At 51.6% G+C, this 25,809-nt stretch carries 20 protein-coding genes and 4 tRNA genes; 19 read left to right on the forward strand and 5 right to left on the reverse strand.

All coding sequences use genetic code 11. The annotated features are described in order from the left end of the window. From ACI32D_RS06815 to ACI32D_RS06865, 11 genes are all read left to right on the forward strand, one after another. A partial coding sequence (locus ACI32D_RS06815) for a MucBP domain-containing protein (protein WP_439775835.1) occupies nt 1-690 on the forward strand: 690 nt, incomplete at its 5' end. A gap of 168 nt (nt 691-858) precedes the next feature. Next, nucleotides 859-1,386: a hypothetical protein gene (locus ACI32D_RS06820; RefSeq protein WP_439775836.1), complete on the forward strand. Its 528-nt coding sequence runs from the start codon at nt 859-861 to the stop codon at nt 1,384-1,386. Nucleotides 1,387-1,401: 15 nt separating this feature from the next. Then, nucleotides 1,402-2,112: an acetolactate decarboxylase gene (gene budA / locus ACI32D_RS06825; protein WP_439775837.1), complete on the forward strand. Its 711-nt coding sequence runs from the start codon at nt 1,402-1,404 to the stop codon at nt 2,110-2,112. Nucleotides 2,113-2,126: 14 nt separating this feature from the next. Then, a complete protein-coding gene (locus ACI32D_RS06830; protein WP_439775838.1) occupies nt 2,127-2,513 on the forward strand; it encodes a YkvA family protein in 387 nt (128 codons plus the stop codon). A gap of 526 nt (nt 2,514-3,039) precedes the next feature. Further along, nucleotides 3,040-4,938, forward strand: coding sequence for a 1,4-alpha-glucan branching protein GlgB (gene glgB, locus ACI32D_RS06835; protein ID WP_439775839.1), 1,899 nt, complete (start codon nt 3,040-3,042; stop codon nt 4,936-4,938). A gap of 55 nt (nt 4,939-4,993) precedes the next feature. Continuing rightward, a complete protein-coding gene (locus ACI32D_RS06840; protein WP_439775840.1) occupies nt 4,994-6,142 on the forward strand; it encodes a glucose-1-phosphate adenylyltransferase in 1,149 nt (382 codons plus the stop codon). Continuing rightward, nucleotides 6,129-7,271 carry a glucose-1-phosphate adenylyltransferase subunit GlgD gene (gene glgD, locus ACI32D_RS06845; protein WP_439775841.1) on the forward strand — a complete coding sequence of 381 codons (1,143 nt, stop codon included), beginning with the start codon at nt 6,129-6,131 and terminating at the stop codon, nt 7,269-7,271. The genes ACI32D_RS06840 and glgD overlap by 14 nt, the downstream gene beginning before the upstream one ends. Nucleotides 7,272-7,286: 15 nt before the next feature. Next, nucleotides 7,287-8,717, forward strand: coding sequence for a glycogen synthase GlgA (gene glgA / locus ACI32D_RS06850; RefSeq protein WP_439775842.1), 1,431 nt, complete (start codon nt 7,287-7,289; stop codon nt 8,715-8,717). A gap of 24 nt (nt 8,718-8,741) precedes the next feature. Then, on the forward strand, nt 8,742-11,192 hold the full coding sequence (locus ACI32D_RS06855; RefSeq protein WP_439775843.1) for a glycogen/starch/alpha-glucan phosphorylase: 2,451 nt from the start codon (nt 8,742-8,744) through the stop codon (nt 11,190-11,192). A 9-nt stretch (nt 11,193-11,201) separates the two neighbouring features. Then, complete coding sequence (locus tag ACI32D_RS06860; protein WP_439775844.1) at nt 11,202-13,004, forward strand: glycoside hydrolase family 13 protein; 1,803 nt, start codon at nt 11,202-11,204, stop codon at nt 13,002-13,004. Nucleotides 13,005-13,018: 14 nt separating this feature from the next. After that, a complete protein-coding gene (locus ACI32D_RS06865; RefSeq protein WP_439775845.1) occupies nt 13,019-14,740 on the forward strand; it encodes a phospho-sugar mutase in 1,722 nt (573 codons plus the stop codon). Between the two features lie 86 nt (nt 14,741-14,826). On the opposite strand, the gene ACI32D_RS06870 is transcribed toward ACI32D_RS06865, so the two are convergent. Beyond that, nucleotides 14,827-15,906 (reverse strand): 6-phosphofructokinase, encoded by a 1,080-nt coding sequence (locus ACI32D_RS06870; RefSeq protein ID WP_439775846.1) that lies wholly within the window; start codon nt 15,904-15,906, stop codon nt 14,827-14,829. A gap of 171 nt (nt 15,907-16,077) precedes the next feature. After that, nucleotides 16,078-18,018 carry a sucrose-specific PTS transporter subunit IIBC gene (locus tag ACI32D_RS06875; RefSeq protein ID WP_439775847.1) on the reverse strand — a complete coding sequence of 647 codons (1,941 nt, stop codon included), beginning with the start codon at nt 18,016-18,018 and terminating at the stop codon, nt 16,078-16,080. A gap of 284 nt (nt 18,019-18,302) precedes the next feature. Here ACI32D_RS06875 and ACI32D_RS06880 point away from each other — a divergent pair, with 284 nt between their 5' ends. The 4 genes from ACI32D_RS06880 to ACI32D_RS06895 all read left to right on the forward strand — a co-directional run bounded on the left by ACI32D_RS06880 (nt 18,303) and on the right by ACI32D_RS06895 (nt 21,786). Next, entirely contained in the window at nt 18,303-19,760 is a 1,458-nt protein-coding gene (locus ACI32D_RS06880) for a sucrose-6-phosphate hydrolase (RefSeq protein WP_439775848.1), read from the forward strand. A 22-nt stretch (nt 19,761-19,782) separates the two neighbouring features. Further along, entirely contained in the window at nt 19,783-20,769 is a 987-nt protein-coding gene (locus ACI32D_RS06885; RefSeq protein ID WP_439775849.1) for a LacI family DNA-binding transcriptional regulator, read from the forward strand. Nucleotides 20,770-20,891: 122 nt separating this feature from the next. Next, on the forward strand, nt 20,892-21,077 hold the full coding sequence (locus tag ACI32D_RS06890) for a hypothetical protein (RefSeq protein ID WP_439775850.1): 186 nt from the start codon (nt 20,892-20,894) through the stop codon (nt 21,075-21,077). 124 nt (nt 21,078-21,201) lie between these two features. Continuing rightward, a complete protein-coding gene (locus tag ACI32D_RS06895) occupies nt 21,202-21,786 on the forward strand; it encodes a TMEM175 family protein (RefSeq protein WP_439775851.1) in 585 nt (194 codons plus the stop codon). Between the two features lie 58 nt (nt 21,787-21,844). Here ACI32D_RS06895 and ACI32D_RS06900 read toward each other — a convergent pair whose 3' ends face one another. Next, nucleotides 21,845-22,375, reverse strand: a complete 531-nt coding sequence (locus ACI32D_RS06900; RefSeq protein WP_439775852.1) for a GNAT family N-acetyltransferase — start codon at nt 22,373-22,375, stop codon at nt 21,845-21,847. A gap of 145 nt (nt 22,376-22,520) precedes the next feature. Continuing rightward, a tRNA-Leu gene (locus ACI32D_RS06905) sits at nt 22,521-22,606 on the reverse strand. A gap of 151 nt (nt 22,607-22,757) precedes the next feature. Here ACI32D_RS06905 and ACI32D_RS06910 point away from each other — a divergent pair. Together ACI32D_RS06910 and ACI32D_RS06915 are read left to right on the forward strand one after the other, a co-directional pair. Further along, a tRNA-Glu gene (locus ACI32D_RS06910) sits at nt 22,758-22,829 on the forward strand. A gap of 3 nt (nt 22,830-22,832) precedes the next feature. After that, nucleotides 22,833-22,905, forward strand: a tRNA-Val gene (locus tag ACI32D_RS06915). A gap of 125 nt (nt 22,906-23,030) precedes the next feature. Here the strand turns inward: ACI32D_RS06915 and thrC are convergent. Then, the gene (gene thrC, locus ACI32D_RS06920) at nt 23,031-24,509 is read right to left on the reverse strand and encodes a threonine synthase (RefSeq protein ID WP_439775853.1); all 1,479 of its coding nucleotides are present in this window, start codon (nt 24,507-24,509) and stop codon (nt 23,031-23,033) included. A 137-nt stretch (nt 24,510-24,646) separates the two neighbouring features. On the opposite strand from thrC, the gene thrB reads away from it, so the two are divergent. Beyond that, nucleotides 24,647-25,510, forward strand: coding sequence for a homoserine kinase (gene thrB / locus ACI32D_RS06925; protein ID WP_439775854.1), 864 nt, complete (start codon nt 24,647-24,649; stop codon nt 25,508-25,510). A gap of 141 nt (nt 25,511-25,651) precedes the next feature. After that, a tRNA-Lys gene (locus ACI32D_RS06930) sits at nt 25,652-25,724 on the forward strand. The last annotated feature ends 85 nt before the right edge of the window (nt 25,725-25,809 follow it).

Consider the following 25,809-nt stretch of genomic DNA (forward strand, 5'->3'; position numbering starts at 1 on the left):
GTGGACGAAAACGGCAATGATCTTGAATCTAGCGTATCCAAGGGCACTGACTACAAGTCCGGTGACAAGTATGATGTAACTAAGGATGCCAAGGTAATCACTGGCTACGTATTGGTCAAGACGACTGACACGACTGGTACTTTTGGTGACAGCGACAAGACCGCCGTCTTCACCTACAAGAAGATCGGTAAGATTGTTCCAGTAGACAAGGACGGCAACCCAATTCCAGGTGCTGAAACTCCAAGCTACAAGAACGATCCAAGCGATCCATCCAAGGTGCTTCCAAATGAACCAACGCCAGATGTCTTAGGCTACACGACTGACGTTTCAAAGGTAACTCCGGAAGACCCAACCAAGGATACTCCTGTTCCTTACACTAAGAGCGTGACTCCGTCTAAGCCAAGCAAGAACAAGCCGGGCAAGAAGGGGGCTCCATCCGCGCCAACTGGTCCAAACAGTCCAACCCTGCCAGGCAAGAAGGGCAAGACCGCTCCAGCTACTCCGAACGCTACTGCCTTCTCAACTGGCTCAAGCAAGCAAACTGCTAGTCTGAAGCAAAACGCGCAAGCCAAACTGCCGCAGACCGGTGAAGCAACTGACAAGTCCCGTGCTCTGTCAGTCCTCGGCCTCGGCGTAATGGCCTTGACCGCTCTGCTCGGCCTCGCTATCGACAAGAAACGCAAGAATTAATCTCTTTCTTTAAAAAAGCTAACTGCTTTTCAAGACGTGATTCTGTTTTTTAACAGGTCACGTCTTTTTTCGTCTTTTTCCTGTTTTTTCGCAGGCTTAACATATTTAGGATTGACAAAAGAGCTTTAAAGCATAACTATGTAATTTAAGAAAGGCGGGGTGATAAAAATGACTGACTACAACAATGAATACGACAACGACTACCTGGAAGACCTGGAGATTGATCCTAGCGAAATCCTGAGCTACAGCATCTCTGAAAGACTTGCTGGCTTAAGCGGAGAGGAAAAAGCTGCCTTCTGGCGCTCCTTTTACCAGCAGGCCCGGCAGATGCACCGCTTCTTTATCGATAGCGCTGACCTCCGGGAAAACTTTGACGTCGACGTCATTTACAATCGCCGCAACCAAGACGCGGTCTACCAGGCGATCCCTGCTGGCTGCAGAAAAGATGGACCTTGCCTGCTTCTGCAGGGTGTCATTGATGACTATTCTTTCTCAGAAGACGACACTCTGGAAAGCCGCCAGTCCCTCTTTATCCCCGAGAACGAATCTGCCTTCGTCTACGAGCTGAACACTGACGCTGGCTTGATCGACCTCTTCGCCTTGACCTACCAGCAGAATAGCCACGCCCTGGAGGCCCTTGGCTTTAACTTGAAGCACCGCCAGCAGATTCACCATGCCGGCGAACTTGATTACTAGTTTTTAGGAGGAAAAATGAGCAAGGAAGCAAAACTTTTCCAGCACGGCACATTAGCTATGCTGGTCGCTGGCCTCTTTGACGGGACCATGTCTCTCGAAGAATTACTGAATCATGGCGATAGCGGAATCGGCACCTGCAGCGGCCTGGACGGTGAAATGGTCATCCTTGACGGCACAGCCTATACCATCCGCCGGGACGGGACCGTCGAAGCCCTGTCCGGCAACATCAAAACGCCCTTTGCCTGCGTCCACTTTGACCAGAAAACTCCTGGCCAAAAGGTAAGTGGCTTATCTTTGCCAGAACTTGAAGCCTATCTGAAAGGGCAGGGGATGAACAATATCTTCTATGCCGTTAAACTCACTGGCACTTTTGCCAAAATGAAGACCCGGACCGTCTTCAAGCAGGAAAAGCCATACCCAGGCTTAACTGAAGTTGCTGACCAGCAGGCCATCTTTGAAGGTAAAAACACGACTGGCACCTTAATCGGTTACTACGCTCCCGACCTCTACCAGGGGATTGCTTCCAGTGGTTTCCACCTCCACTATTTAAGTGGCGACCATGCCTTAGGCGGGCACGTTCTGGACCTAGAGCTGGCTGAAGGCGAGCTCAGCCTTACGCCTTTTAGTGACTTTAACCTCCACCTGCCAACTAGCAACGCCGACTTCATGCAGGCCGATTTTGACCTCGCCAGCTTGGGTGATCAGATCAAGCAGGCTGAACATTAAAGCGAAAGGATATCATGAAGAAAAAGCTCCAAGCCCTGGCCGCCAGAGTCAAAGTTGAACTCCCGGCCCTCTTTCTCGCCCTTAAAGACCGACGAACCTCCTGGCTGGCCAAGCTCCTTGCCTTCTTGACCGTGGCCTATGCCTTGTCACCCGTCGACCTAATCCCTGATTTTATCCCGGTAATTGGTTATTTAGACGATCTTTTAATCCTGCCTCTTCTGGCTGCTTTGACCATCAAGTTGATTACCGAGGACGTCTGGCAGGACTGTCTGGACAAGAGCCAGGGGATGTGGGAGAGCGGAAAACCGAAGAAATGGTACTATGCCTTGCCGATTATTATTTTCTGGTTATTCATCCTATTTTGGATTGGGAAAATGGTCTACCAGGGACTTAATAACTAAATGATTAACAAAGCTGCCGGCCTTAGCCGGCGGCTTTTCATTTTATATCCCTTACTGGCGCTCGTTATTTGTTTATCAGATTCGGAATGTACAAAATCCTTGTTGAAACAGTATTGAAAGAATGTAATAATTTTAGAAAAAAGAAATACGATACAAGTATATGAAAAAGACCCAGCCTTTAAATGGCAAAGAACATAATATTCACAATATAGAAAGCGCTTTAAATTGTTTTAGCAATCAAATGAAAGCAAAATAAGAATATGGTATCATTTATTTGTAAAACTACACACTTTATAAGCTGCTCGAATCGTTCGATTTTTCGACCAAAAAATAAGCGTGAAGCTAGATAGAATCTAGTTTTGGCAGAAAGAAAACGTTTTTTTGAGAAATGTCATTTTTTATACTGAAAAATACCAAAAAAGGCTTATAATGTAAGTAGGCGAAAAACGCTTACAGCGTTGACGCGAAAATGATTTGATGTCTTTATGAATAAATGGTGATGTTTTTATAGGAAGTGAGGTAAGAAATGGACGAGCTGGAGCAACATTTACAGAACTTTGCCGCTGGCAATGAATTTTATCTGCAAAATTATCTTGGCTGTCACGCGGCTGGAAATGGCTATGCCTTTCGCGTCTGGGCGCCTAAAGCACAGCAAGTCTGGCTGGTCGGCGATTTCAACAATTGGGAGAAAGACCTGCCCATGCGGCAAAACGCTTATGGAGTTTGGTCTATTGAAACTGACCGTGCCCAGCCTGGCCAGCTTTACAAATTCTTAGTCAAGCAAGCAGGCGGGGAAGAGGTCATGAAATTTGACCCGATGGCCTTGGAATATGAACACCGGCCAGGCAATGCTACCGTGGTAAGCAACTTGCCGGAAAAGCGGTGGACTGACGGGGCTTGGTTTGGCTGGCACAAGCGGTCAAACCACTTTGCCCGGCCAATCAACATCTATGAAGTGCATGCCAGCTCCTGGAAGCAGCATGAGGACGGCAGTCTTTATACCTTGCGCGACTTGCAAAAGGAATTGATTCCCTACGTTAAGGAACAGGGCTTTAACTACATTGAATTCTTGCCTTTGACTGCCCACCCGCTGGATGCTTCCTGGGGCTACCAGACCACCGGCTACTTTGCCTTGGAGCGGGCTTACGGAGAGCCGCGGGATCTGCAGGATTTCGTGGAAGCCTGCCACAAGGAAAACATCGGTGTTCTGGCTGACTGGGTGCCAGGCCACTTCTGCATTAACAACGATGCTTTGGCCTACTACGACGGGACACCTTGCTACGAATTTGAAGAAGGCTGGCGGGCCCAGAACAAGGGCTGGGGCGCCTTGAACTTTGACCTGGGCAAGCCGCAAGTGCAGTCCTTCCTCTTGTCAAGCGCCCTCTTCTGGCTGGAATACTACCATCTGGACGGGCTCAGAGTTGACGCGGTGTCCAACATGCTTTACCGCGACTATGACCGGGGACCGGGCGAGTGGAAGCCTGACCAGTACGGCGGCAACCGCAATATTGAAGGGATTGAGTTCCTGCACAAGTTCAACAAGACGATCAAGGGGATGCACCCGGAAAGAATCTTGATCGCGGAAGAAAGTTCTTCCCAAGTCAAGATCACCGGCCGGGTCGAAGACGGGGGTCTGGGCTTTGACTACAAGTGGAATATGGGCTGGATGAATGATGAGCTCCGCTTCTATTCCATGGACCCTTACTTCCGCAAAGACAATTTTGACTTGTCTACTTTCTCATTCATGTACCGGATGAGTGAGAACTTCATCTTGCCGCTGTCGCATGACGAAGTCGTCCACGGCAAGCGCAGCTTGATGAACAAGATGTTCGGTGCCCGGCCAGACCAGTTTGCTCAGCTGCGGAACTTGAACACCATGCTGATGACCTACCCGGGCAAGAAATTGCTCTTCATGGGCGGGGAATTCGGCCAGTATCTGGAATGGCGTTACCAAGAAGGCTTGGAGTGGTCTTCTTTAAGTGATGAATTAAACGCCAAGATGCTCAAGTTCAACCGGGAATTGAACCACTTTTACTTGAATGAACCGGCTTTGTGGCAATTGGAACAGGAAGACCGGTCAGTCCAAATCATTGACGCGGACAACCGCGACCAGTCCGTCCTTTCCTTCATCAGACAAGGAAAGGTGCGGCATGATTTCCTGATCGTTCTGCTCAACTTCACGCCGGTTCAGCGTGACAGCTTTAAAGTCGGCGTGCCTTACCCAGGGACCTATAAGGAGGTCCTCAACAGCTCACGCAGTGAATTTGGCGGCGACTGGACCGCGAAACCACAGGAAATGGCTACCACAGAGGAGAAATTCAAGGATTTCGACTACCAGATTTCTGTTGACCTGCCAGGCTTCAGTGCCATGATCATCAAGCCTGACCAGGTAACGATCAAGAGAAAGCGTTCGAAGAAACGTTGATGTAATGTGATAAAAGATTAAAGATAAAAGATTAAGTAGGGAAGGATTTTTTACCATGAGTACAAAAATGCTAGGTTTAATTTTAGCCGGGGGCAAGGGGACCCGGCTGGGCAAACTGACCGCCAATCAAGCTAAGCCGGCCGTGCCATTCGGCGGCCGCTACCGGATCATCGACTTTCCGCTGAGCAATTGCGCCAACTCCGGCGTGCGCAATGTCGGCATCATCACCCAATATGAACCACTGCGGCTGAACAACCACATCGGCAACGGTTCCAGCTGGGGGCTGGACGGCTTGAACTCCAGCGCCACTATCCTGCAGCCATACACGGACAACGGCGGCAGCAAGTGGTTTGAAGGGACCGCCCACGCCATCTACCAAAACATCGACTACATCGACAGCCAGGACCCAGAATACGTCTTGATCCTGTCCGGTGACCACATCTACAAGATGGACTACGCCGACATGCTGGAAGAACATGAAAAGAACCACGCTTCTTTGACTGTTGCTGTTATCGACGTGCCTTGGGAAGAAGCGCCGCGTTTCGGGATCATGAACACCGACTCCAGCGGCCGGATCATCGAATTCGAAGAAAAGCCAGCTGAGCCAAAGAGCAACCACGCTTCAATGGGGATCTACATCTTCAACTGGAAGCGGCTGCGCGACGTTTTGACCGCGGGCTTTGCGACTGCCGATGACATGGTCGACTTCGGCAAGGACGTCATCCCTTACTACCTGAAGAGCGACGAAAGAGTCTTCTCTTACCAGTTTTCAGGCTACTGGAAGGACGTCGGCACCATCGACTCTCTCTGGCAAGCCAACATGGAATTCCTGGACGGCTCTGACGGTCTGGCCCTGGACGACCGCAGCTGGCGGATCTACTCCAAGAACACCATTGACGCTCCGCAAATGATTACGGAAAACGCCGAAGTTACTGACTCCATGATCGTTGACGGCTGCTACATTGACGGGACGATCAAGCACTCAATCATCTCAGCCAACGTTGACGTCCAGCGCGGCAGCGAGATTGTTGACTCAGTCATCATGCCGGGCGCCAAGATCGGCAAGAACGTCAAGATCACCAAGGCTATCGTTGGTGAAGGCGCCGTGATCGGCAGCAATTCTGTCGTTGGTGAAGAAAATGGGGAAATTGCCGTAGTCGGCAACAAGGAAAAGATTGGAGTGTTACCAAATGAAAACAAGTAAGATGTGTGCAATCTTCAGCAACCAGCACGAATACAGCCAGCTGAAGCCGCTGACCGATGAAAGAGCCCTGTCAACTCTTTACTTTGCCGGCAAGTACCGCTTGATGGACTTTGCCCTCTCCAGCATCGTCAACGCCGATATCAACCACGTCTACACCTTGATCAGCCAGGAAAAGGTCCGTTCTTACCTGGACCACCTGGGCGGGGGCAAGGAATGGGGCTTGGACACGATCGGCTCTTACGAATACCTGGACTTCTACCAGAACTTGATGCGGCGGCGGTCAAGAGGGGAAAACTACTTTGATGACTTGATCCTCTTCCTTAAGACCTGCAAGATGCCATACACTGTTTTCATCGGCAATAAGATGGCGGCTAACTTTGACCTCAAGGCTATCCTCCACTTCCACCAATCAAACGAAAACCGGATTACCCCTGTTTTCAAGCGGGTTGACCAAAAAGACATTGCGCCAGATGACCACACCTTTGTCTTAAGTGATGACAATATCGTCATTGAACAAAGAGAAGCCATCGAATTGACTGGTGAAGGTCCGGTTAACCTGTCAGCTAATGTTTATGTCATGAACACTGACTGGCTGATTCACGAACTGGAAAAGGCCCAAAAGAGCGGGGCTTCCTATGACGTTGCGGAACGTCTGGCAGCCTTGACTGTTAAGGAAAAGGCCAACGCTTACGAATACACCGGCTACCTGCGCAACATCCACGACATTTCCAGCTACTACGAGGCCAACTTGGACATGCTGGAAAAGGACAAGCGCGACTCCCTGCTTTACGGCAATCAAAAGATCATCACCCGGATCAGAAACGAAGTCGGCACTTACTACGACAAGGAATCTGACGTCAAGAACACTTTGATTGCCACTGGTTGCACGGTCAAGGGTGAAGTCAAGAACAGCGTCGTTTCCAGAAGAGTAAACTTTGCTAAGGATTCTGTTGCCAAGAATTCCGTAATCATGGCCAACTGCAAGCTCAAGAGCGGATCTGACGTTGAATACGCCATCCTGGACAAGAATGTGGTGATTGAAAAGGGCGTGACCGTCAAGGGTAAGCCTGACAGCCCTGTTGTCATCAAGAAGGGCAGCGTCATCAGCAAGGACTTTGTACTGGATTAATCGGGAGGAAAAAACGTGAGAGTTTTATTTGTCGGGGCCGAATGTGCGCCCTTCTTTAAGACTGGCGGTTTAGGCGACGTCTTGGGCTCTTTGCCCAACCAATTGGCCAAGGACGGCGATGAAGTCGGCGTGGCTTTGCCTCTTTACCAGGACATGCCGCAGGAATACCGCGAAAAGCTGGAATACCAAGGCAACTTCTATGTTCCAGTTGGCTGGCGGAACCAATACTGCGGGATCTTCACCCTGGAAATGAACGGGGTCAAGTACTTCTTCATCGACAACGAATACTACTTCAAGCGGCCAGGCATCTACGGCTACTACGACGATGGCGAACGCTACGCCTTCTTCCAGCAGGCCGTGATCATGATGATGGAGCGCTTCAACTTCGTGCCGAACATCCTGCACTGCAACGACTACCACACTTCCTTCATTCCATTCCTGCTCAGAGAAAAGTGGGGCTTCGTGGACGCCTACCGCGGCATCAAGACTGTCTTGACCATCCACAACCTGGAATTCCAAGGCAAGTACGATGCCAAGACCCTGCCGAACTTCTTCGGCCTGGGCTATGAATGGTTTGACAACGGGACCGTCCGCTTCAACAATGACGTCAACTGGATGAAGACCGGGATCTTGTACGCCGACCGGGTAACCACGGTCAGCCCATCCTATGCTGAAGAAATCCAAACGCCAGAATTCGGCCAAGGCTTAGACGGCATCTTGCGGTCAGTCAACTTTAAGCTGGTCGGCATCTTGAACGGGATTGACTTTGAAAAGTACAACCCGGCTACTGACCCGGTCATCAAGGTCCGCTACGACGTCAACCACCTGAAGCACAAGCGCCGCGACAAGACTGACCTGCAAAAGCAGGTTGGCCTGCCGGTAGCGCCAACCACCCCGGTTATCGGGATGGTCAGCCGCCTCACTGCTCAAAAGGGCTGCCAGCTGCTTTTGGAAGAACTGGATAACATTCTCCAGTTTGACTTGCAAGTAGTTATCTTGGGCAGCGGAGACCAGTACTACGAACATGCCTTAAGCGACATTGCCAGCCGCTACCCGGACAAGTTCAAGCTGATCCTGGCCTTTGACGTCAACCTGGCGCAAAAGATCTACGCTGGGGCCGACTCCTTCTTGATGCCATCCGCCTTTGAACCATGCGGCTTGTCACAATTGATCAGCCTGCGCTACGGGACCTTGCCAATCGTTCACCAAATCGGCGGTTTGGCCGACACGGTCTGGGTTTACGACAAGACCAAGAACGAAGGCACCGGCTTTGGCTTCCGCGAATTCAGCGGCTACCAAATGGTTGAAGCCATCAAGAAGATGCTGGAACTTTACCATGAAAAGGACAAGTGGGCCAAGGCACAAAGAACTGCCATGCGGTCTGACTTCTCCTGGAAGAACTCAGCAAGCAAGTACCAATGGATGTACGGTGAATTACTGGGATAGTCGAAAATGATGAGGAAGATGAGCATGAAATCAAGTAAAGTATCAGTCGCAAACAGCAATTTGCGGGAGATTACTCCTGAAGAATTCAAGGAAAGATTAGCAAGCAAGCTGGACCGGCACTTTGAAGAAAGCGTGGAAGAAGCTTCTAAGGAAGACATCTTTGCTGCTTTGGCTTCAATGGTCCGTGACGGCTACTCCAGCAAGTGGCGCAGAACCCGGATCGCGGAAAGCGCCAATGGCCACAAGCAGACTTACTACTTCTCCATTGAATTTTTGCCAGGGACTCTTTTAAAGAGCAACCTTTTGAACCTGGGCTGGCTGGACACGGCTAAGGAAGCTTTGGCTGACTTAGGGATTGACCTGGATGATATCGCCGCTGTTGAACCAGACATGGCTCTGGGTAATGGGGGCTTGGGCCGGCTGGCTGCCGCCTTTATGGACTCTTTGGCTTCAACCGGCTATGCCGGCAACGGGAACGGCCTGCGCTACAAGTACGGCCTCTTTAAGCAAAAGTTTGTCAACGGCTACCAAAAGGAACTGCCAAATGACTGGCTGAAGCAGGGGGACTACTGGGAAGTGCGCCGGGAAAGCAAGTCTGTCCTGGTTAAGTTCGGCGGCCGCGTTAACATGGTTGATGACCACGGCTGGCTGACTCCGCAATACGAAGGCGCTACTGTCGTCCGGGCTGTGCCATATGACGTGGCCATGGTCGGCTACCACAACGGGGTGGCTAACACCCTTCGTCTGTGGGACGCGGAAATTGCCCCGGAAGACGAATTGAAGTACCCGTCAATCGCTGACCGGCGGAAGGTGGAAGACTTGACTTCCATCCTTTACCCGGATGACTCCAGCTATGATGGCCGCCTTTTGCGGCTGAAGCAGGAATACTTCTTTGTTTCCGCCGGCTTGCAGAGCATCTTGAACAACTTTGTGAAGGACTATGGCGAAGAAGGCCTGCCTGACTTGCCGAAGTACGTTGCCGTTCACATCAATGACACTCACCCGGCCATGTGCGTGGCTGAAATGATGCGCCTTTTGGTCGACAGATACCGGATGGACTGGGACAAGGCCTGGGAAATTACTGTCCAAGTGATGAGCTATACCAACCACACCATCATGGCTGAAGCCATGGAAAAGTGGGACGTAGGCATGTTCAGTCAGCTTTTGCCGCGGCTCTTTGACATCGTTAAGGAAATCGACCGCCGCTACGTGGCTGGCCTGGAAGGCAAGGTTTCCGGCGACGTGATTGAAAGAACCAGAATCGTCAAGAACGGGCAAGTCCACATGGCCCACCTGGCCATCATCGGTTCCCACTCAGTCAACGGGGTTGCTGCCCTGCACACCCAGCTATTGGAAACCGAAGTTTTGCGCGACTTCTACCAGCTCTACCCAGACCGCTTCAACAACAAGACCAACGGGATCACCCTGCGCCGCTGGATTCAAATCGCCAACCCGGATTTGGCCAAGCTTTTGGACAAGACCATTGGGACCGACTGGCGCTTTGACAGCAAGGAAATGCTGAAGTTTGAAAAGTTCTATCACGACACCGCAACCTTGACCAGCCTGCAGGAAATCAAGCTGGCCAACAAGAAGAAGCTGGCCAAGGTCATCAAGGCCAAGACCGGCATCGTGGTTGACCCTGAAGCCATCTTTGACGTTCAGGTCAAGCGTCTGCACGCCTACAAGCGGCAAACCTTGAAGCTGCTCCACGTTCTGAAGCTCTACCAAGACCTCAAGGCCGGCATCGACCATCCGAAGCGGGTAGTCATCTTTGGGGCCATCGCTGCCCCAAGCTATGTCTTTGCCAAGCAGGTCATCAAGGTGATCAACTCTGTAGCTGACCTGGTTAACAATGACCCAGACATCAAGGGCAAGCTGAAGGTTGTCTTCCTGGAAAACTACAATGTTTCCCTGGCTGAACAAATCATTCCGGCAGCTGACCTCAGTGAACAGATCTCAACGACCACCAAGGAAGCCAGCGGGACCAGCAACATGAAGCTGATGGCCAACGGGGCTTTGACGGTGGCGACTATGGACGGGGCCAACATCGAAATCAAGGACGCGGTCGGCAGCGACAACATTTTTGCCTTCGGCTTGGACAAGGATGAAGTTTACAACTACTACGCAAACCACTCCTACCACCCACGCGACCTTTACGAAAGCGACCCGGTCATGAAGAAGACGGTTGACGCTTTGATTGACGGAACTATTCCAGACTGCGTCAGCGAAGGCCGGGCCCTTTACGACGACTTCTTGAAGGACAACGAGGAATTCCTGGTTTTGGCCGACTTTGAAGCCTACTTGAAGGCCCAGAAGCTGGTTGAAAAGGTTTGGGCAAACAAGCGGCAATGGGCCCAGATGAGCCTGGTCAACATCGCTCACTCTGAACGCTTTGACGCTGACAAGACCATTGAACGCTATGCCAGTGAAATCTGGCACCTGGACAAGGTGGAATTTGACGCTGAAAAAGCGTAAGAGTGACTGATGAGAGCTATTTTTAATTCTTGGGACACCAAATACAAGCAGCCCTTTGGCGCCACGCAGGCCAATACCAGCGTCAAGTGGGCGGTTGAAGTCGATGAAGAGATCCAGGAGATTACCCTCTGGCTGACCAAAAACAATGAGTCGCCGGTAGCCTACCCCTTGACTTACAATGATGAAAGCAAGATGTATGAGACCAGCGTCAAGATCAGCAGCTCCGGGCTCTACTATTACTACTTCAATATCAAGCAAAATGACCAGTACTACTTCCTGCAAAGAAGCCAGGATGGTTTTGGCGAAAGCGAGATTACCCAGGATAGCCGGGACATCCGGACTTTCCAGCTGACCTGCTATGACCGGGCAGTCCCGCAGGCTCCCTGGTACACCCAGGGGGTGGTCTACCAGATTTTTCCTGACCGCTTCAACAACGGCAACCCGCATGGGGAGATCCAGGGCCGCAAGAAGGACAGTTTCATCTACGCGACCAAGGAAGACAGTCCTTACTACATTAAGGACGAGCATGGCGATATTGCCCGCTGGGACTTTTTTGGCGGCAACCTCGAAGGTATCCGGCAAAAGATTCCCTATTTAAAAGATTTGGGAGTGACGGCCATCTATTTGAACCCGATCTTCCAGTCTTCCAGCAACCACCGCTATGACACCCAGGATTTCATGAAGATCGACCCCATGCTGGGGACTGAAGAAGACTTTAAGAACCTGATCAAGGACCTGCACAAAAACAGAATTTCCTTGATCTTGGACGGGGTCTTCAACCATGTCGGGGCAGACAGCAAGTACTTCTTGAGCGCGGTCACAGACAAGACAGGGCCTTACTACTCCTGGTTCAACTTCATCAACTACCCGACCAAGTACCAGTCCTGGTGGGGGGTAACTACCCTGCCAGAAGTCAACAAGAACAATGCTGACTACCAGAACTTCATCTGCGGTCCCGATGGCGTTTTAGCCAAGTGGACCCGGATGCATGTCGATGGCTGGCGTTTGGACGTGGCTGACGAGCTTCCGATGCCGCTCTTGCGGGAAATCCGCGAGCGCCTGCAAAACGAAGACTGCCATGTCTTGATCGGGGAAGTCTGGGAAGACGCCTCCCACAAGTTCGTCAACAGTGAATTCCGGACCTACATGGCCGGGGACAACCTGACCGGGACCATGAACTATCCGGTCCGCAACTTTATCGTTTCGCTCTTGCAGGCCAATAACGAAACGGAAGAAGTGGCCGCCTTGAATGACCTGGAGAAGCTGGTTGAGAACTATCCTAAGGCCTTTCTGGAAAACTGCCTGAACAACATCGGCACCCACGACACGGCCAGAATTAAGACCGTCTTGGGGGGAGACGAGAAGCTGGTGGCCCTGGCCTTTGGCCTCTTGTTCGCCGTGCCTGGCGTTCCCTGCATCTATTACGGGGATGAAGCCGGCCTGGAAGGGGACAAGGACCCGGACAACCGCCGCTACTTCCCATGGGGCAAGGAAAGCGACTTTTTGGAAAAAGAAGTCAAGGAACTGGCCCACTGGCGGCGGGCAAACCGGGCTTTGGTCGACGGGAAAGTCGGCTATGTCAAGATTGCTTACGGCATCAACGCTTTAGTCCGCTTCAACCAAAGGAAACTGGTCATTTACTGCTACAATAAGACCGACCAGGATATGATCCTGGACGCGGGAGAATTTCAAACATATTGCCTGCCAGAGAAGATTGGAGAGCTGGTAAGTGATATACTGGATCAAGAAAGCATAGCTCAGAAGGCTTATCTGTTGAAGACATTTAAGCTGGACAGGAATGAAAAAGAATAAAAAGGAATATATAAATGGACGCAAAAGAAATTTTTGAACAATGGAAACAAGCTGCTTTGCCAGAAGATTTAGCTGAACAAATGGCTGAATTAGGTGGTGACGACAAGTGGGTCGAAGACGCCTTTGGCCAGGACATCAACTTCGGTACTGCCGGGATGCGGGGGCTCTTGGAACCAGGGACCAACCGGATCAACGTCTTCACGGTCGGCCGGGTAACTGAAGGCCTGGCCCGCCTGATCGACGAAAACGGCGAAGAAGCCAAGAAGCGCGGCGTGGTAATTTCTTTTGACTCACGCTACAACTCACGCGAACTGGCAACTCACGCTGCCCGCGTTTTGGGGGCTCACGGCATTCACGTCTACCTCTTTGACGACCTGCGTCCAACGCCGGAACTGTCCTTCGCTGTCCGCTACCTGCACACCTTTGCCGGGATCAACATCACTGCTTCCCACAACGCCAAGCAGTACAACGGCTACAAGGCTTACGGTGAAGATGGCGCCCAAATGGGGCCAGAAAACGCCGACCGCCTCTTTGCCTACGCCCAAAAGGTTGAAGACATCTTCAGCGTTAAGGCAGCTCCAGTCAAGAAGCTGCGTGCCGAAGGCACTTTGCAATTGATCGGTGAAGACGTCGACGAAGCCTACCTGGCTAAGCTGGAAACGGTCAATGTCAACAAGGACATGATCAAGGAAAACGCCGACAAGCTGAAGATCGTTTACACTCCTTTGCACGGGACGGGCAAGATGCTTTATGACCGCGCCTTCAGACGGGGCGGCTTCAGCAACGTCGTTCCAGTGCCAAGCCAAGCAATTGTGGACCCAGAATTCCCAACTTGCAAGAAGCCTAACCCGGAATTCCGTGACGTCTTCAACCCAGGCGTGGAACTGGCCAACGAAATCGGTGCTGACATGATCGTGGCTACTGACCCGGATGCTGACCGGATGGGGGCCTGCGTCAGAACCGACAAGGGCGACTTCCAAGTTTTGACTGGGAACCAAATCGCTACTTTGATGTCTTACTACCTTCTGCAAAACTTGAAGGACTCAGGCAAGCTGACTCCGGATTACGAAATCGTTACCTCAATCGTATCCAGTGCCTTGCCATTCAAGATTGCCAAGGACTTCGGCATCAAGACCAAGTCAGTTCTGACTGGCTTCAAGTACATCGGTGAAGAAGTCGACCGGATGAACAAGGAAGGCGACGGCAAGTTCCTGATGGGCTTTGAAGAAAGCTACGGCTACCTCTTCCAAGCCTTCGCCCGTGACAAGGACGCCATGCAAGGGGCCTTGATGTTCGCTGAAGTTGCCAGCTACTACGCTTCCAAGGGCATGACTGTCTTTGACGGCCTGCAGGAAATCTGGAAGAAGTACGGCGTTGCCTACGAAATCACCCGGGCAATTGAAATGCCAGGGATTGGCGGGCAAAAGAAGATGGCTGAACTGATGAGCAAGCTGAGAGAAGAACGCCTCAGTGAAATCAACGGCGTCAAGGTAGTCAAGATCGAAGACTACCAAGAACAAGTTACGCTCGAAAACGGCGAAGAAACTCCATTGACTGGCTTCCCGAAGTCAAACGTCTTGAAGTACTTCTTGGATGACGAAACTTGGGTAGCCCTTCGCCCATCTGGTACTGAACCAGTAATCAAGGCTTACGTCGGCGTCAACAAGGCTGACATCGAAACTGCTGAAAAGGCAGCTGAAAGCTTCCAAGACGCCATCAGCGAATTGCTGAAGTAAAGCAGAGAAGTTAACAACAAAGAAAGAAGCACCGCTAACGCGATGCTTCTTTTTTGTGCTTGTATGCTGTTAAGAATTATAGGCTCTTACTTGTCCCCGAAGGTGACGCCCATGAGGCGGGCGTTGCTGACGGTCTTGCCATTCGGGTCAACGTACTTGAGCTTGCCGGCAGTGTCTTCTAGGGCGATAGAGTCGACTTCGCCTTGCTTCAAGACAACCAGGCGGCCAAAGGACCGGTTCATGATGAGGCGGGCGCCTTCAATCCCGAAGCGGGTTGAGATTTGCCGGTCGTAGGCATCTGGCCGGCCGCCCCGTTGAGCGTGGCCGATAACCGCCGTTCTGATTTCAGAGTCTGGCAGAACTTCTTGCAATTGGCCAGCGATTTCGTTAACCACGCTGATGCCGTTTCTAGCCGCTACCTTAGCCTTGTACTTCTTCTTAGGCAGGGCAGCGTCTTCCTTGGAAATTGCTCCTTCAGCGGCGGCAATAACCGTGAAGCCCTTGCCAGCCTTTTGCCGTTGCTTGATCTTCTTAGCTACGACATTGATGTCGTAAGGAATTTCCGGCAAAAGGATGATGTCGCTGCCGGCAGCCAGACCAGCAGCCAGGGTGATGTGGCCAACCTTGTGACCCATGACTTCTACGACGAAGACCCGGGAGTGGCTTTGGGCAGTAGTGTGGATGTCGTCCAGGTATCTGGTGGCAATGTCAATGGCGCTTTGGAAACCAAAGGTGTAGTCGGTGCCCCAAGTGTCGTTGTCGATGGTCTTTGGCAGACCGATCACGTTCAGGCCTTCTTGGGCCAGCATGTTGGCTGACTTAAGGGACCCGTTGCCGCCCAAAACAGCCAAAGCGTCCAGGTTGAGCTTCTTGTAGGTCTTCTTCATGGCAGCGACCTTGTCAAAGCCGTCAACGATAACCCGCATTTCCTTGAATGGTTGGCGGGAAGTGCCCAGAATCGTCCCGCCTTCGTTAATGATGCCGGAGAAGTCCCGCGGCTTCATCTTGACGTAGTCTTCATGCATCAAGCCGTAGTAGCCCCGCTTGAAACCAATGATTTCCACGTCGTCAACACAGTTGTAAAGGGTCTTGGCCAGGCCCCGCATGGTCGCGTTGAGCGCCTGGCAGTCGCCGCCGCTCGTTAAAATACCAACTCGTAAAGTCATGCTTAAATTCCTCCCCGTGCTAAACAGTTCTCTCTAATTTGGCTTAATTTAAATCTTAGTCATGTCCTTGCCAAGATGCAAGAAAAAATCTCATGTAAATTCAAAATAAGGCTTTCAATAAAAGGAAAAGCAGCCCAGGCAGGGCTGCTTCATGGTAGTAATAGTTTTTGATTAGTGAGCAGTTAAAGCAATCAAGTTGTCGCCGTGCTTTACGTCAGTTGCTTCAACCCGGTCTACTTCGTTGTATGAAGGGGTGTTGGTGATGACAACCATGACAGTGGTGTCGTAGCCGGCAGCCTTGACGGCATCCAGGTCAACTTCACCGATCTTTTCACCCTTTTCAATGTGCTGGCCTTGAGTGACCAGGGACTTAAAGTGCTGGCCGTTCAAGTTAACCGTGTCCAGACCGATGTGGATCAGGACTTCAGCCCCGTTGTCAGACTTAAGCCCGTAAGCGTGGCCAGTCTTGTAGGCAACGGAAACAGTACCGGTAACTGGAGCGTAGACATTGCCGTCGCTAGGAACGATGGCAGCCCCGTTACCCATGAGCTTTTGGGAGAAGACTTCGTCATTTACGGCTGACAGGTCTTCAGAAACGCCGTCTACAGGTGCCAGAACTACTTCGTCTTCCAGACCAGCAGTCTTGGCAGCTTCAACTTGTTGTTCAGCTGGAACTTCAGTTTCAGCGCTGACGCCGGATTCGCCTTCAACGCTGGCAACTTCTTCCTTTAAGTGGCCCTTGCCCCAGAAGAAAGTCAAGGCGAAGGCGATAGCGAAGGAAACAAGTTCACATACAACGTACATTGGGATGGTCTTTGGGTAGATGGACAAGAAGCCCAGGAAACCGGCAGAACCAAGGGATGCAGCTTCAACGTGCAGCAGACCTGCAAGGGCTGAAGCAACACCGGACCCGATCAAGGCGCAGAAGAACGGGAAGCGGTACTTCAAGTTAACCCCGAAGAGGGCTGGTTCGGTGATACCCAGGAGGGCAGAAACACCGGCTGATGAAGACAGACCCTTCATCTTTTCGTTCTTAGTCAAGAACCAGATAGCGAAGGTTGCGGCACCTTGAGCAACGTTGGCCATGGAAGCAACAACGAAGATGAAGTCGCCCGCGCCCTTGCCGGCAGCGAAGGCAGCCAGCAATTGAGTTTCGATGGCCGGGAAGCTTTGGTGCAAACCAGTCATAACGATAGCTGAGTAGCAAAGACCGAACAGACCCATGCCGACAAAGCCAGCAGTGTCGTACAGCCATACGAAGCCGTTGGTGATCCAGTCAGAAACGGTCTTCATCACTGGCCCGACGATGGTGAAGGTCAGGAAGCCAGTGATCATGATTGACAGAAGCGGGGTGAAGGTAAAGTCAACCGCGCTTGGCAGGACCTTGTGCAGGCGCTTCTCTAAGAAGGCTAAGATCCAGATGGCTGCCAGGACTGGAATAACTTGGTATTGGTAGTTGGTTTGTGCTACGTGCAGACCGAAGATGTTCCAGTAGTGGGTTGAGCCGGCCAGCTGTGGGGTGGTCATGATCAAGCCCATTGCCGCCCCGAGGAATTGGTTGGCCCCGAAACGCTTAGCGGCGGAAATACCGACCAGAACTGGCAGGAACATGAATGGGGCAGCTGACATAAGTTGGATCATGTCAGACAGGCCCTTGATGGCTGGGTTGATTTGCACCAGGGACTTAGGCCCGAACAGGCCAGGGCTGGTGAAGAAGTTGTTCAAGGCCATCAGCAAACCGCCCGCAACCAGGGCTGGGATGATTGGCACGAAGATGTCACTCAAGAGCTTGATGAAGGCCATAACTGGGTTGACCTTCTTGCCGCTGGCGGCGATCTTCTTCAAGTCGTCGGTAGAAACTTCAGACAGGCCGGTTTGCTTGATCAGTTCGCTGTAGACGTTGTCAACGTCACCAGGCCCGATGATGACTTGGTACTGGCCGTCAGTCTTGAAGGTACCCTTAACGTCAGGATCCTTGTCCAAGGCTGCTTGGTCGATCTTGGTATCGTCTTTTAAGACTAAACGCAGACGCGTTGCACAGTGGGCAGCTGCTACCAGGTTGTCTTCACCTACGGCAGCGATCACCCGCTTGGCAACTGCATTGTAATTCATTGCCACGAGAAACACTCTCCTTATCCTCTGAAAACGCTTTTCTCTAATTCACTTAACATGATAACGGTTTCTGACAAATATGTCAATCGTTTGACAGAAAATATTTTATAAAAGTTCTGTTAAGTGAAAAAGGCCTGTTAACCGTTTGACATGTTAGCGCTTCAACCATAAAATAGAAAGTGATAAAGTGCTGATTATTCAGAAGTTTTTTGCGTGACAATAATCTGGCAAATGAAGCTAAAAAATAAAAGAAGAGATTAGTGATTAGGCGGAGGTTGCTTAATATGGAATGGACAAGAGAAAAAAGATATCTTCCTTATGAGAAATGGGATGCCAAGACTTTGCTCAAATTGCAGAGCCAGGCAGCCCGGTCAGACTACCAGCTGCACTACCACATCCGGCCAACTTCAGGCCTTTTGAACGATCCTAACGGCTTTTCCTACTATAATGGCCGCTGGCAGGTCTTCTACCAGGCTTATCCGTTTGGGGCCGTGCACGGCTTGAAGTCCTGGGTCCACTTGACCAGTTCCGACCTGGTTCACTGGGAGAACTTGGGCGAAGCTGTTTACGCTGACAGTCCGCTGGACAGCCATGGGGCATATTCCGGCTCAGCCAGAGCAATTGGTGACAAGCTTTTTCTGATGTACACGGGCAATGTCCGCGACGAAAACTGGGTCCGCCACTCCTACCAGGTTGGGGCCTGGATGGATGAAGATGGAAAAGTAACCAAGCTGGAGACGCCTTTGATCAACGCGCCAGAGCATGTGACTGAACACTTCCGTGACCCGCAGATCTTGGAGCACGGCGGCAAGTATTATGCCATCCTTGGCGCCCAAGACAAGGAGACCAAGGCCGGCAAGATCAGTCTTTACAAGGCTGACGAATTAACTGGTCCATGGCAGGATTTGGGTTATGTTGACCTGCCGGACATGGGCTACATGGTTGAATGCCCGAACCTGGTCTTCGTTGACAGCAAGCCAGTCTTCATCTTCTGCCCGCAGGGCCTGGACAAGAACGTGACCGACTACCAGAATGTCTACCCAAACATGTACTGGGTTGGGGAAAGCTTCGACTTTGAGACCGGCCACTTTGAGACAAAGCAGAAGGCCCCAATCAACCTGGACGGGGGCTTTGACGTTTACGCTACCCAAGCCTTTAATGCCCCGGACGGCCACGCTTACGCGATCAGCTGGGTTGGCCTGCCGGACATGACTTACCCAAGCGACGATGAAGGCTGGGCTAATTGCTTAAGCCAGGTCAAGCGCTTGTCTTTAAAGCACGGCCGCTTGATCCAAAAGCCGGTCAAGGCCATGAAGAGCTTGAGAGAAGCTGAAGAAGACTTCACTGGCGATTTGGCCTTTGATGCCGGCGCGCAGAGCGAACTTAGACTGACGATCAAGAAGGGGCAGAAGGGCAAGCTGGTCTTGGCCGCGGACAGCGAAGGCAAGAATGGCATCAAGCTGCGCTTTAAGACCGGCAAGCACGCCCGTTTAACCGTTGACCGGGGTGAATGCGGCAAGGCCGTCAACCCAGACTACGGGACTAGTCGGACGGTGAAGTTACCAGCCGGGGAAGACCTGGATCTGCGGATCTTTGTCGACCACTCCCTCTTTGAAATTTTTGTCAACGGCGGCGAAGAAGTCATCACGGGTAGATTTTTTGCTCAAAATGGACAAAGTTTTGTTAAGATGGATAGTGATGTTGACTACCAGGCCAAGACTTGGCGGTTAAAGGACATGTAGGATAACAGAAGAGGGGATGACGATGAGGCCAAAATTAACTGATGTGGCGGAAAAAGCTGGCTGCTCACCAACCACGGTGTCGCGGGTGATCAACAATTACGGCTACATCAGCCAGAAGACCAGGGACCGGGTCTACGCGGCCATGCGGGAGCTGAACTACCAGCCCAACACCCTGGCCCGGTCTTTGCAGGGCAAGCAGACCAAGATGATTGGGGTGATCATGCCCAGCATCACCAATCCCTTCTTCGCGGAACTGGTTGCGGCAATTGAGGACAAGCTGGAAGCGGACGGCTACAAGATGCTGCTCTGTGATGCCGGCCAGGACAGTGAGAAAGAACGGCGTTATCTGCGGATGCTGGAGGCCAACCAGGTCGACGGGATCATCGCGGGTTCGCACAACCTGGGCATTGAAGAATACCGGCGCTACGGCTTGCCGATCGTGTCTTTTGACCGGGACTTGTCCGACCAGGTGCCGATCGTGACTAGCGACAACTACCAGGGCGGCTGCCTGGCCACCCAGGCTCTCTTGGACGCGGGATGCGGCCATATTTACTTTGTCGGCAACCCGGTCAAGACGGGAAATCCGACTTCTCGCCGCTTTGATGGCTACGCGGATACGGTAGCCGCGGCGGGGTTGACGGTCCACACTGCCCGGTCAGCCTTTTACGAATTGCCAGCCGCCAAGGGCCGGGAACTCCGGGAACTCTTGACCAGCGGCCGGAAAATCGACGGGGTCTTTTGCTCAGACGACCTGACGGCGATCCTGCTCTTAAAAGAAGCTAAGAAGTTAGGAATCAAGGTGCCGGAGGACTTGAAAATAGTCGGCTTTGACGGGACCCAGCTGGTGCAGAATTATGTGCCAGAACTAGCCACGATCGTCCAGCCGATTCCGGATTTAGCCGGGACTTTGGTCAAGCTGCTTTACGAGCGGATCGCGGATCCGGAGAAGAAGCTGGCCCAAAACAGTTACCTGCTCCCGGTCAAGCTGCTCAGAAACCAGACTGTTTAAGCATCTCCTAAGAGGGATGCTTTTTCCTTTGTGCTGATCGTTTTTTTGCCTGTTATTTTTTATAAAAGCGCTTATAATAAAATTAGGAAGTAATTTTTGTCAATAGAAATAAGGTGACAAGCATGGAAAAGAAGAAACGCGTTTGCCTGTTCCTTCTGGCTTTTGGCTTGGTCGGCCTCTTGGTCTACGCGGTTGAGATTGCCTATGCTTTTATGAAGGACCGCAACAAGAAGATGGAATACAGCTTCGATGAAGAAGAGGCGGAAGACCCGCAAGAAATGGAAGCTGATTACAAGAATCAAGAGTAAAGTTGATAGAATTTAGCCTGGGTTTGCCAGGCTTTTTCTTTTTGGCAAAAGTAGGCTAAAATGGTTAAGAGACAATAAAAGTATTTTTAACGCGCATATTGAGTATTTCTGTTTTGGAGGAAAAATGAACAAGAACCGCTTGGAAGCATTCAGCGATGGCGTTTTGGCCATCATCATCACCATCATGGTCCTGGAAATGAAGGCCCCGGAAGAAGCAACTTTCCAGGCCCTAAAGCCGCTTGTCCCGCAGCTGACCATCTACCTGCTCAGCTTCTTTTATATGGCTATTTACTGGGTCAACCACCACAACATCACCCACGCTTTGCCGTCAGTCAACCACAAGGTAATCTGGACCAACATGGTCTGGCTCTTCATGTCGTCTTTGATTCCCTTAGCTACGGCTTGGGTGGGTAAAAATCCCCTGGCTGGGCCGCCCTTGTTCTTTTATGGCCTGGTTCTCTTTTTGACCTCGGTCAGTTTTATCCTCTTGCAGCACTTTGCCTGGCAGATTGCCTGCGACAGCCAGGACTTGCGGGTTAATATGGGGATCAAGGGCTACTTGACCCTGGCCGCGAATTTGGGGATCGCCCTGTCTGCTTTTGCTTGGCCGGTTTTATCCTGGGTCTTTATGGCTCTGGTCATGCTGATGTGGTTCTTGCCCGACCGGCGGGCCAAGGAATGGCGGGAAAAAAGCAAGAACAAGGAATAGAAAGAAATAAATAAGAACAGAGAAAAAATCCACAAGCTGAGCTTGTGGATTTTTCTTGTTATAAGGCTAATTCAAGCAGGTCAACCTTGGTGTCGCCGATGTCGTCGTAGTGGACCGTTTCCTGGCTGACGAAGCGGTAGCCGTTCTTTTCATAGAGGCGGCGGGCAGGGACGTTACCGGCCATGCTGTCTAAGCGGATCGCCTTGCAGCCAAGTTCTTTGGCGTGGTCCTTGATGAAGGTCAAAAGAATGCCAGACAGGCCTTGCCGGCGGAAAGCAGGGTGAACGCCATAAAGGTGGAGAACGGCGATTTCGTTATCTTCAGCTGGGGTAGGCCAGGCAAATTTGCTGTAAAGGGGGTCGCTTCCAACAGTTAAGATGCCGGCGGAAGCAATCTTGCCGTCTTTGAGTCCGATTACGGCCCGCTTTTGGTCGATGGCTTCTTTGATGTCCTGTTCAGCCGGGTAGATTCCCCAGTGCCAGTCGGCCCCGTACTGGTCCTCTTTTTGGTGGTCGCAGATATCCTGGTAGAACTGGCAGAGGGCGTCTAAATCGGCGCTGGTGGCCAAGCGGCAGTTTAATTCAGTCATATGTTTTTCTCCTTTAAAAGTGTACTTCTTACAACTTATTTTACTTAGAGCTTTGCTTTTCAATTAGCACTCTAAGAATATTTTAGCAAAAAAGTTCTCGGAGAAAGAAAAAAAGGAACTGGACAAACCAGTTCCTTTCGCTTAGTGCGGACGAGAAGACTTGAACTTCCACGACCAAAAGCGGTCACAAGATCCTTAGTCTTGCGCGTCTGCCAATTCCGCCACGCCCGCAAGCACATCTACTAGTATAGCAAAGGCAGGGAAAAGTGCAAGAGCTTTTTGCAAATAAAAATAATAAGTTTTTTGCGTTAGCCCCTTGCTTTTTCTCCTGGATCGGGTATACTAGTAATCGTGCCTTGCGAAAAGGCCAAGCAAAATAAATGGCCCGTTGGTCAAGTGGTTAAGACACCGCCCTTTCACGGCGGTAACATGGGTTCAAATCCCGTACGGGTCATATGGAGGATTAGCTCAGCTGGGAGAGCATCTGCCTTACAAGCAGAGGGTCACAGGTTCGAGCCCTGTATCCTCCATTTTTTATTTTCTTTTTATTTCTTATTTCCAATTACACGGCAAAAGCAGCTCAAGGAGTAAATCCTGAGCTGCTTTTCGTTTATCTTGTTGATTTTTAGCTAGTTTCTATATCTTTTTTAAAAAATCAGTCCAAATCCAGCTGCCGCTTGACTTCGTCTGCCATGTCGTCGGCCGGGATGACGATTTCCCGGGAGCTGTGGCCTAAGAAGGCTTCCATGGCCTTTGGAGCAGGGCCGGTCAAATCAGTCAGTTCCTTAAGAGCTGGCAGGCCTTTTTCCTTAACGTTTTGCCCGCTGATCGCGTGGTATACAGTTTCCGGGAACTTGTATGGACTGGCGGTAGAGAGGACGACGGTAGGCTGGTCGTCTTCTGCCTTAAAGCGCTTGGCGGCTAAAGAAGCGACAGCCGTGTGCGGGTCGATGACATAGCTGCTTTCTGCGTAAACCCGCTTGATTTCGCCTTCGATTTCTTCTGGAGTCGCGTAGTCAGCCCAGAAGCCAGACAATTTCTTTTGCATGTCTTCCGGCAATTGGTATTCGCCCTTAGTGTTCAGCTGCTCCATCAAGCCCTTGACCGTGTCTGGGTCCTGGCAGAGGTCAAAGAGCAGGCGCTCCAGGTTGCTGGAAACCAGAATGTCCATGGACGGAGAGTTGGTCACGTAGAAGTCCCGCTTTTTGTCATACTTGCCCGTCTTGAAAAAGTCGGTCAAGACATTATTCTTGTTGGAAGCGCAGATCAGGCGGCCAACTGGCAGGCCCAGTTTTTTAGCATAATAGCCGGCCAGAATATCGCCAAAGTTCCCAGTTGGCACGGAGAAGTTGACAGGATCGCCGAATGCAATCGCCCCTTGGTCCAGCAGCTGCTTGTAGGCGGCGAAGTAGTAGACGACTTGGGGCAAAAGGCGGCCGACATTCATGGAGTTGGCGCTGGAGAAGGTCAAGTCATGGTCAGCCAGCAACTTGTTCATGTCCTGGTCGTTAAAAATCTGCTTGACCCGGCTCTGAGCCTGGTCAAAGTTGCCTTCAACTGCTACAGCCACGGTGTTGTCGCTGTTTTCGCTCAGCATCTGCTTAAGCTGGATTGGAGCCACCCCTTGGTAAGGGTAAAAGACGATAACCCGGGTCTTGTCTAAGCTCTGGAAGCCCCGCATGGCGGCAGTCCCGGTATCCCCGGAAGTAGCGGTCAAAATAACGATTCCCCGCTGGTCGTCTGCGTTCTCCAAGGCCGTCTTCATCAAGCGGGGCAGGCACTGCAAGGCTACGTCCTTAAAGGCCAGAGTCGGACCGTGGAAGAGCTCCAGGTAGTAATTGCCGGCTTTCTTATCAGTCAGCGGGGCGATTCTCTCGTCATCCCATTGCTGGCCATAGGCGCCTTTAACGATCTCTGCCAGCTGCTCTTCGCTGTAGTCGGTCAAGAACAGAGCCAGGATCTTTTTAGCCATTTCCTGGTAAGGCAGGGCAAAAATTTCCTTCAATTCAGCGGCTGAGAATGGAGCCGGGAATTCTTTGGGCACGAAAAGGCCGCCGTCTGGGGCCAGACCTTGAACGATTGCCTGGGCGGCGGTAACTTCCTGCCCTTGGCTGCGAGTACTGCGGTAAATCATAAATCCTCCCTAAAAGTCAGATGCGCGAAATTTTTTCCTTTATGGCTAATTATAGCGGGGAAATCATTTTTCTAAAAGAGAAAACATGATAGAATGATTAAAAAGTCAGCAATTGCCAATTATTGAGGTGAAGAAGCGTGAAAATCAAAGTTCCAGCATCCAGCGCCAACCTGGGCCCGGGTTTCGACTCCATTGGAGTAGCCATCTCCTTGTACCTGACCATTGAAGTCTTGGGCGAAAGCGACCACTGGCAGGTAGACCATAACTTAGGGGACCTGCCGAGCGGGAAAGGCAACATGATCGTCCAAGCGGCTTTAAGCGTCAAGCCAGATTTAACTCCCCAGCACTTGCGGGTTGAGTCAGACATCCCCCTGGCTCATGGCCTGGGCTCTAGTTCCAGCGCAATCGTTGGCGGGATCGAGCTGGCTGACCAGCTGGGCCAGCTCCACTTGGCCCCGCATGAAAAAATCGAAATCGCGGCTCAACTGGAAGGGCACCCGGATAACGTGGCTCCGACCATCCTGGGCAGCCTGGTTGTCGGCTGCAAGGTCAACGGCCACTTTACGGCTGTTAAGGCCCCGGTGCCGCCATTTGCCATGATCGCCTATATCCCGGCCTACAACTTGAAGACCAGCGATGCCCGGGCGGTTTTGCCCAAGGAACTTTCTTTTAAAGACGCGGTCCAGGCCAGCGCCGTGGCTAATACAGCGGTAGCGGCGCTTTTTGCCCAGGACTATGAAAAGGCCGGGGAGTTAATGGAGGCTGACCTCTTCCATGAGCGCTACAGAAGCCAGCTGGTACCGGAACTGGAGATCATCCGCAATGTAGGCCATGAGCACGGGGCGGTAGCGACCTACCTGTCTGGGGCGGGCCCGACCATCATGAGTCTGGTTGACCCCCAGCATATCAGCGACTTTGTCGACGCGGTCAGAGAGGCGGGCTTAAAGGATGAGATCCGCCGGCTGGAAGTCGCCCCGCGGGGTGCTTTTTGGCAAAAATAAGGTGGAAAGAGAAGTTTTTTAGGAGGGCTGGAGAGGAAAAGCAAGTTTTTGAGCAAAAATCTTGCCAAAAGGCTTGCATTCCTGGCGCATTTCTGTATAATAAATAAATGTCGGTTGACGAAAGTCAGCCGCAGCCCACTTGGGTCGTTAGCTCAGCTGGCAGAGCACCGGACTCTTAATCCGGGTGTCCAGGGTTCGATCCCCTGACGACCCATCGCGCTTCGGCGCCAATTAAATAATCCATTTGGGTCGTTAGCTCAGCTGGCAGAGCACCGGACTCTTAATCCGGGTGTCCAGGG

Origin of the sequence: Lactobacillus sp., from assembly GCF_051873315.1 — a bacterium.
GTDB lineage: Bacteria > Bacillota > Bacilli > Lactobacillales > Lactobacillaceae > Lactobacillus.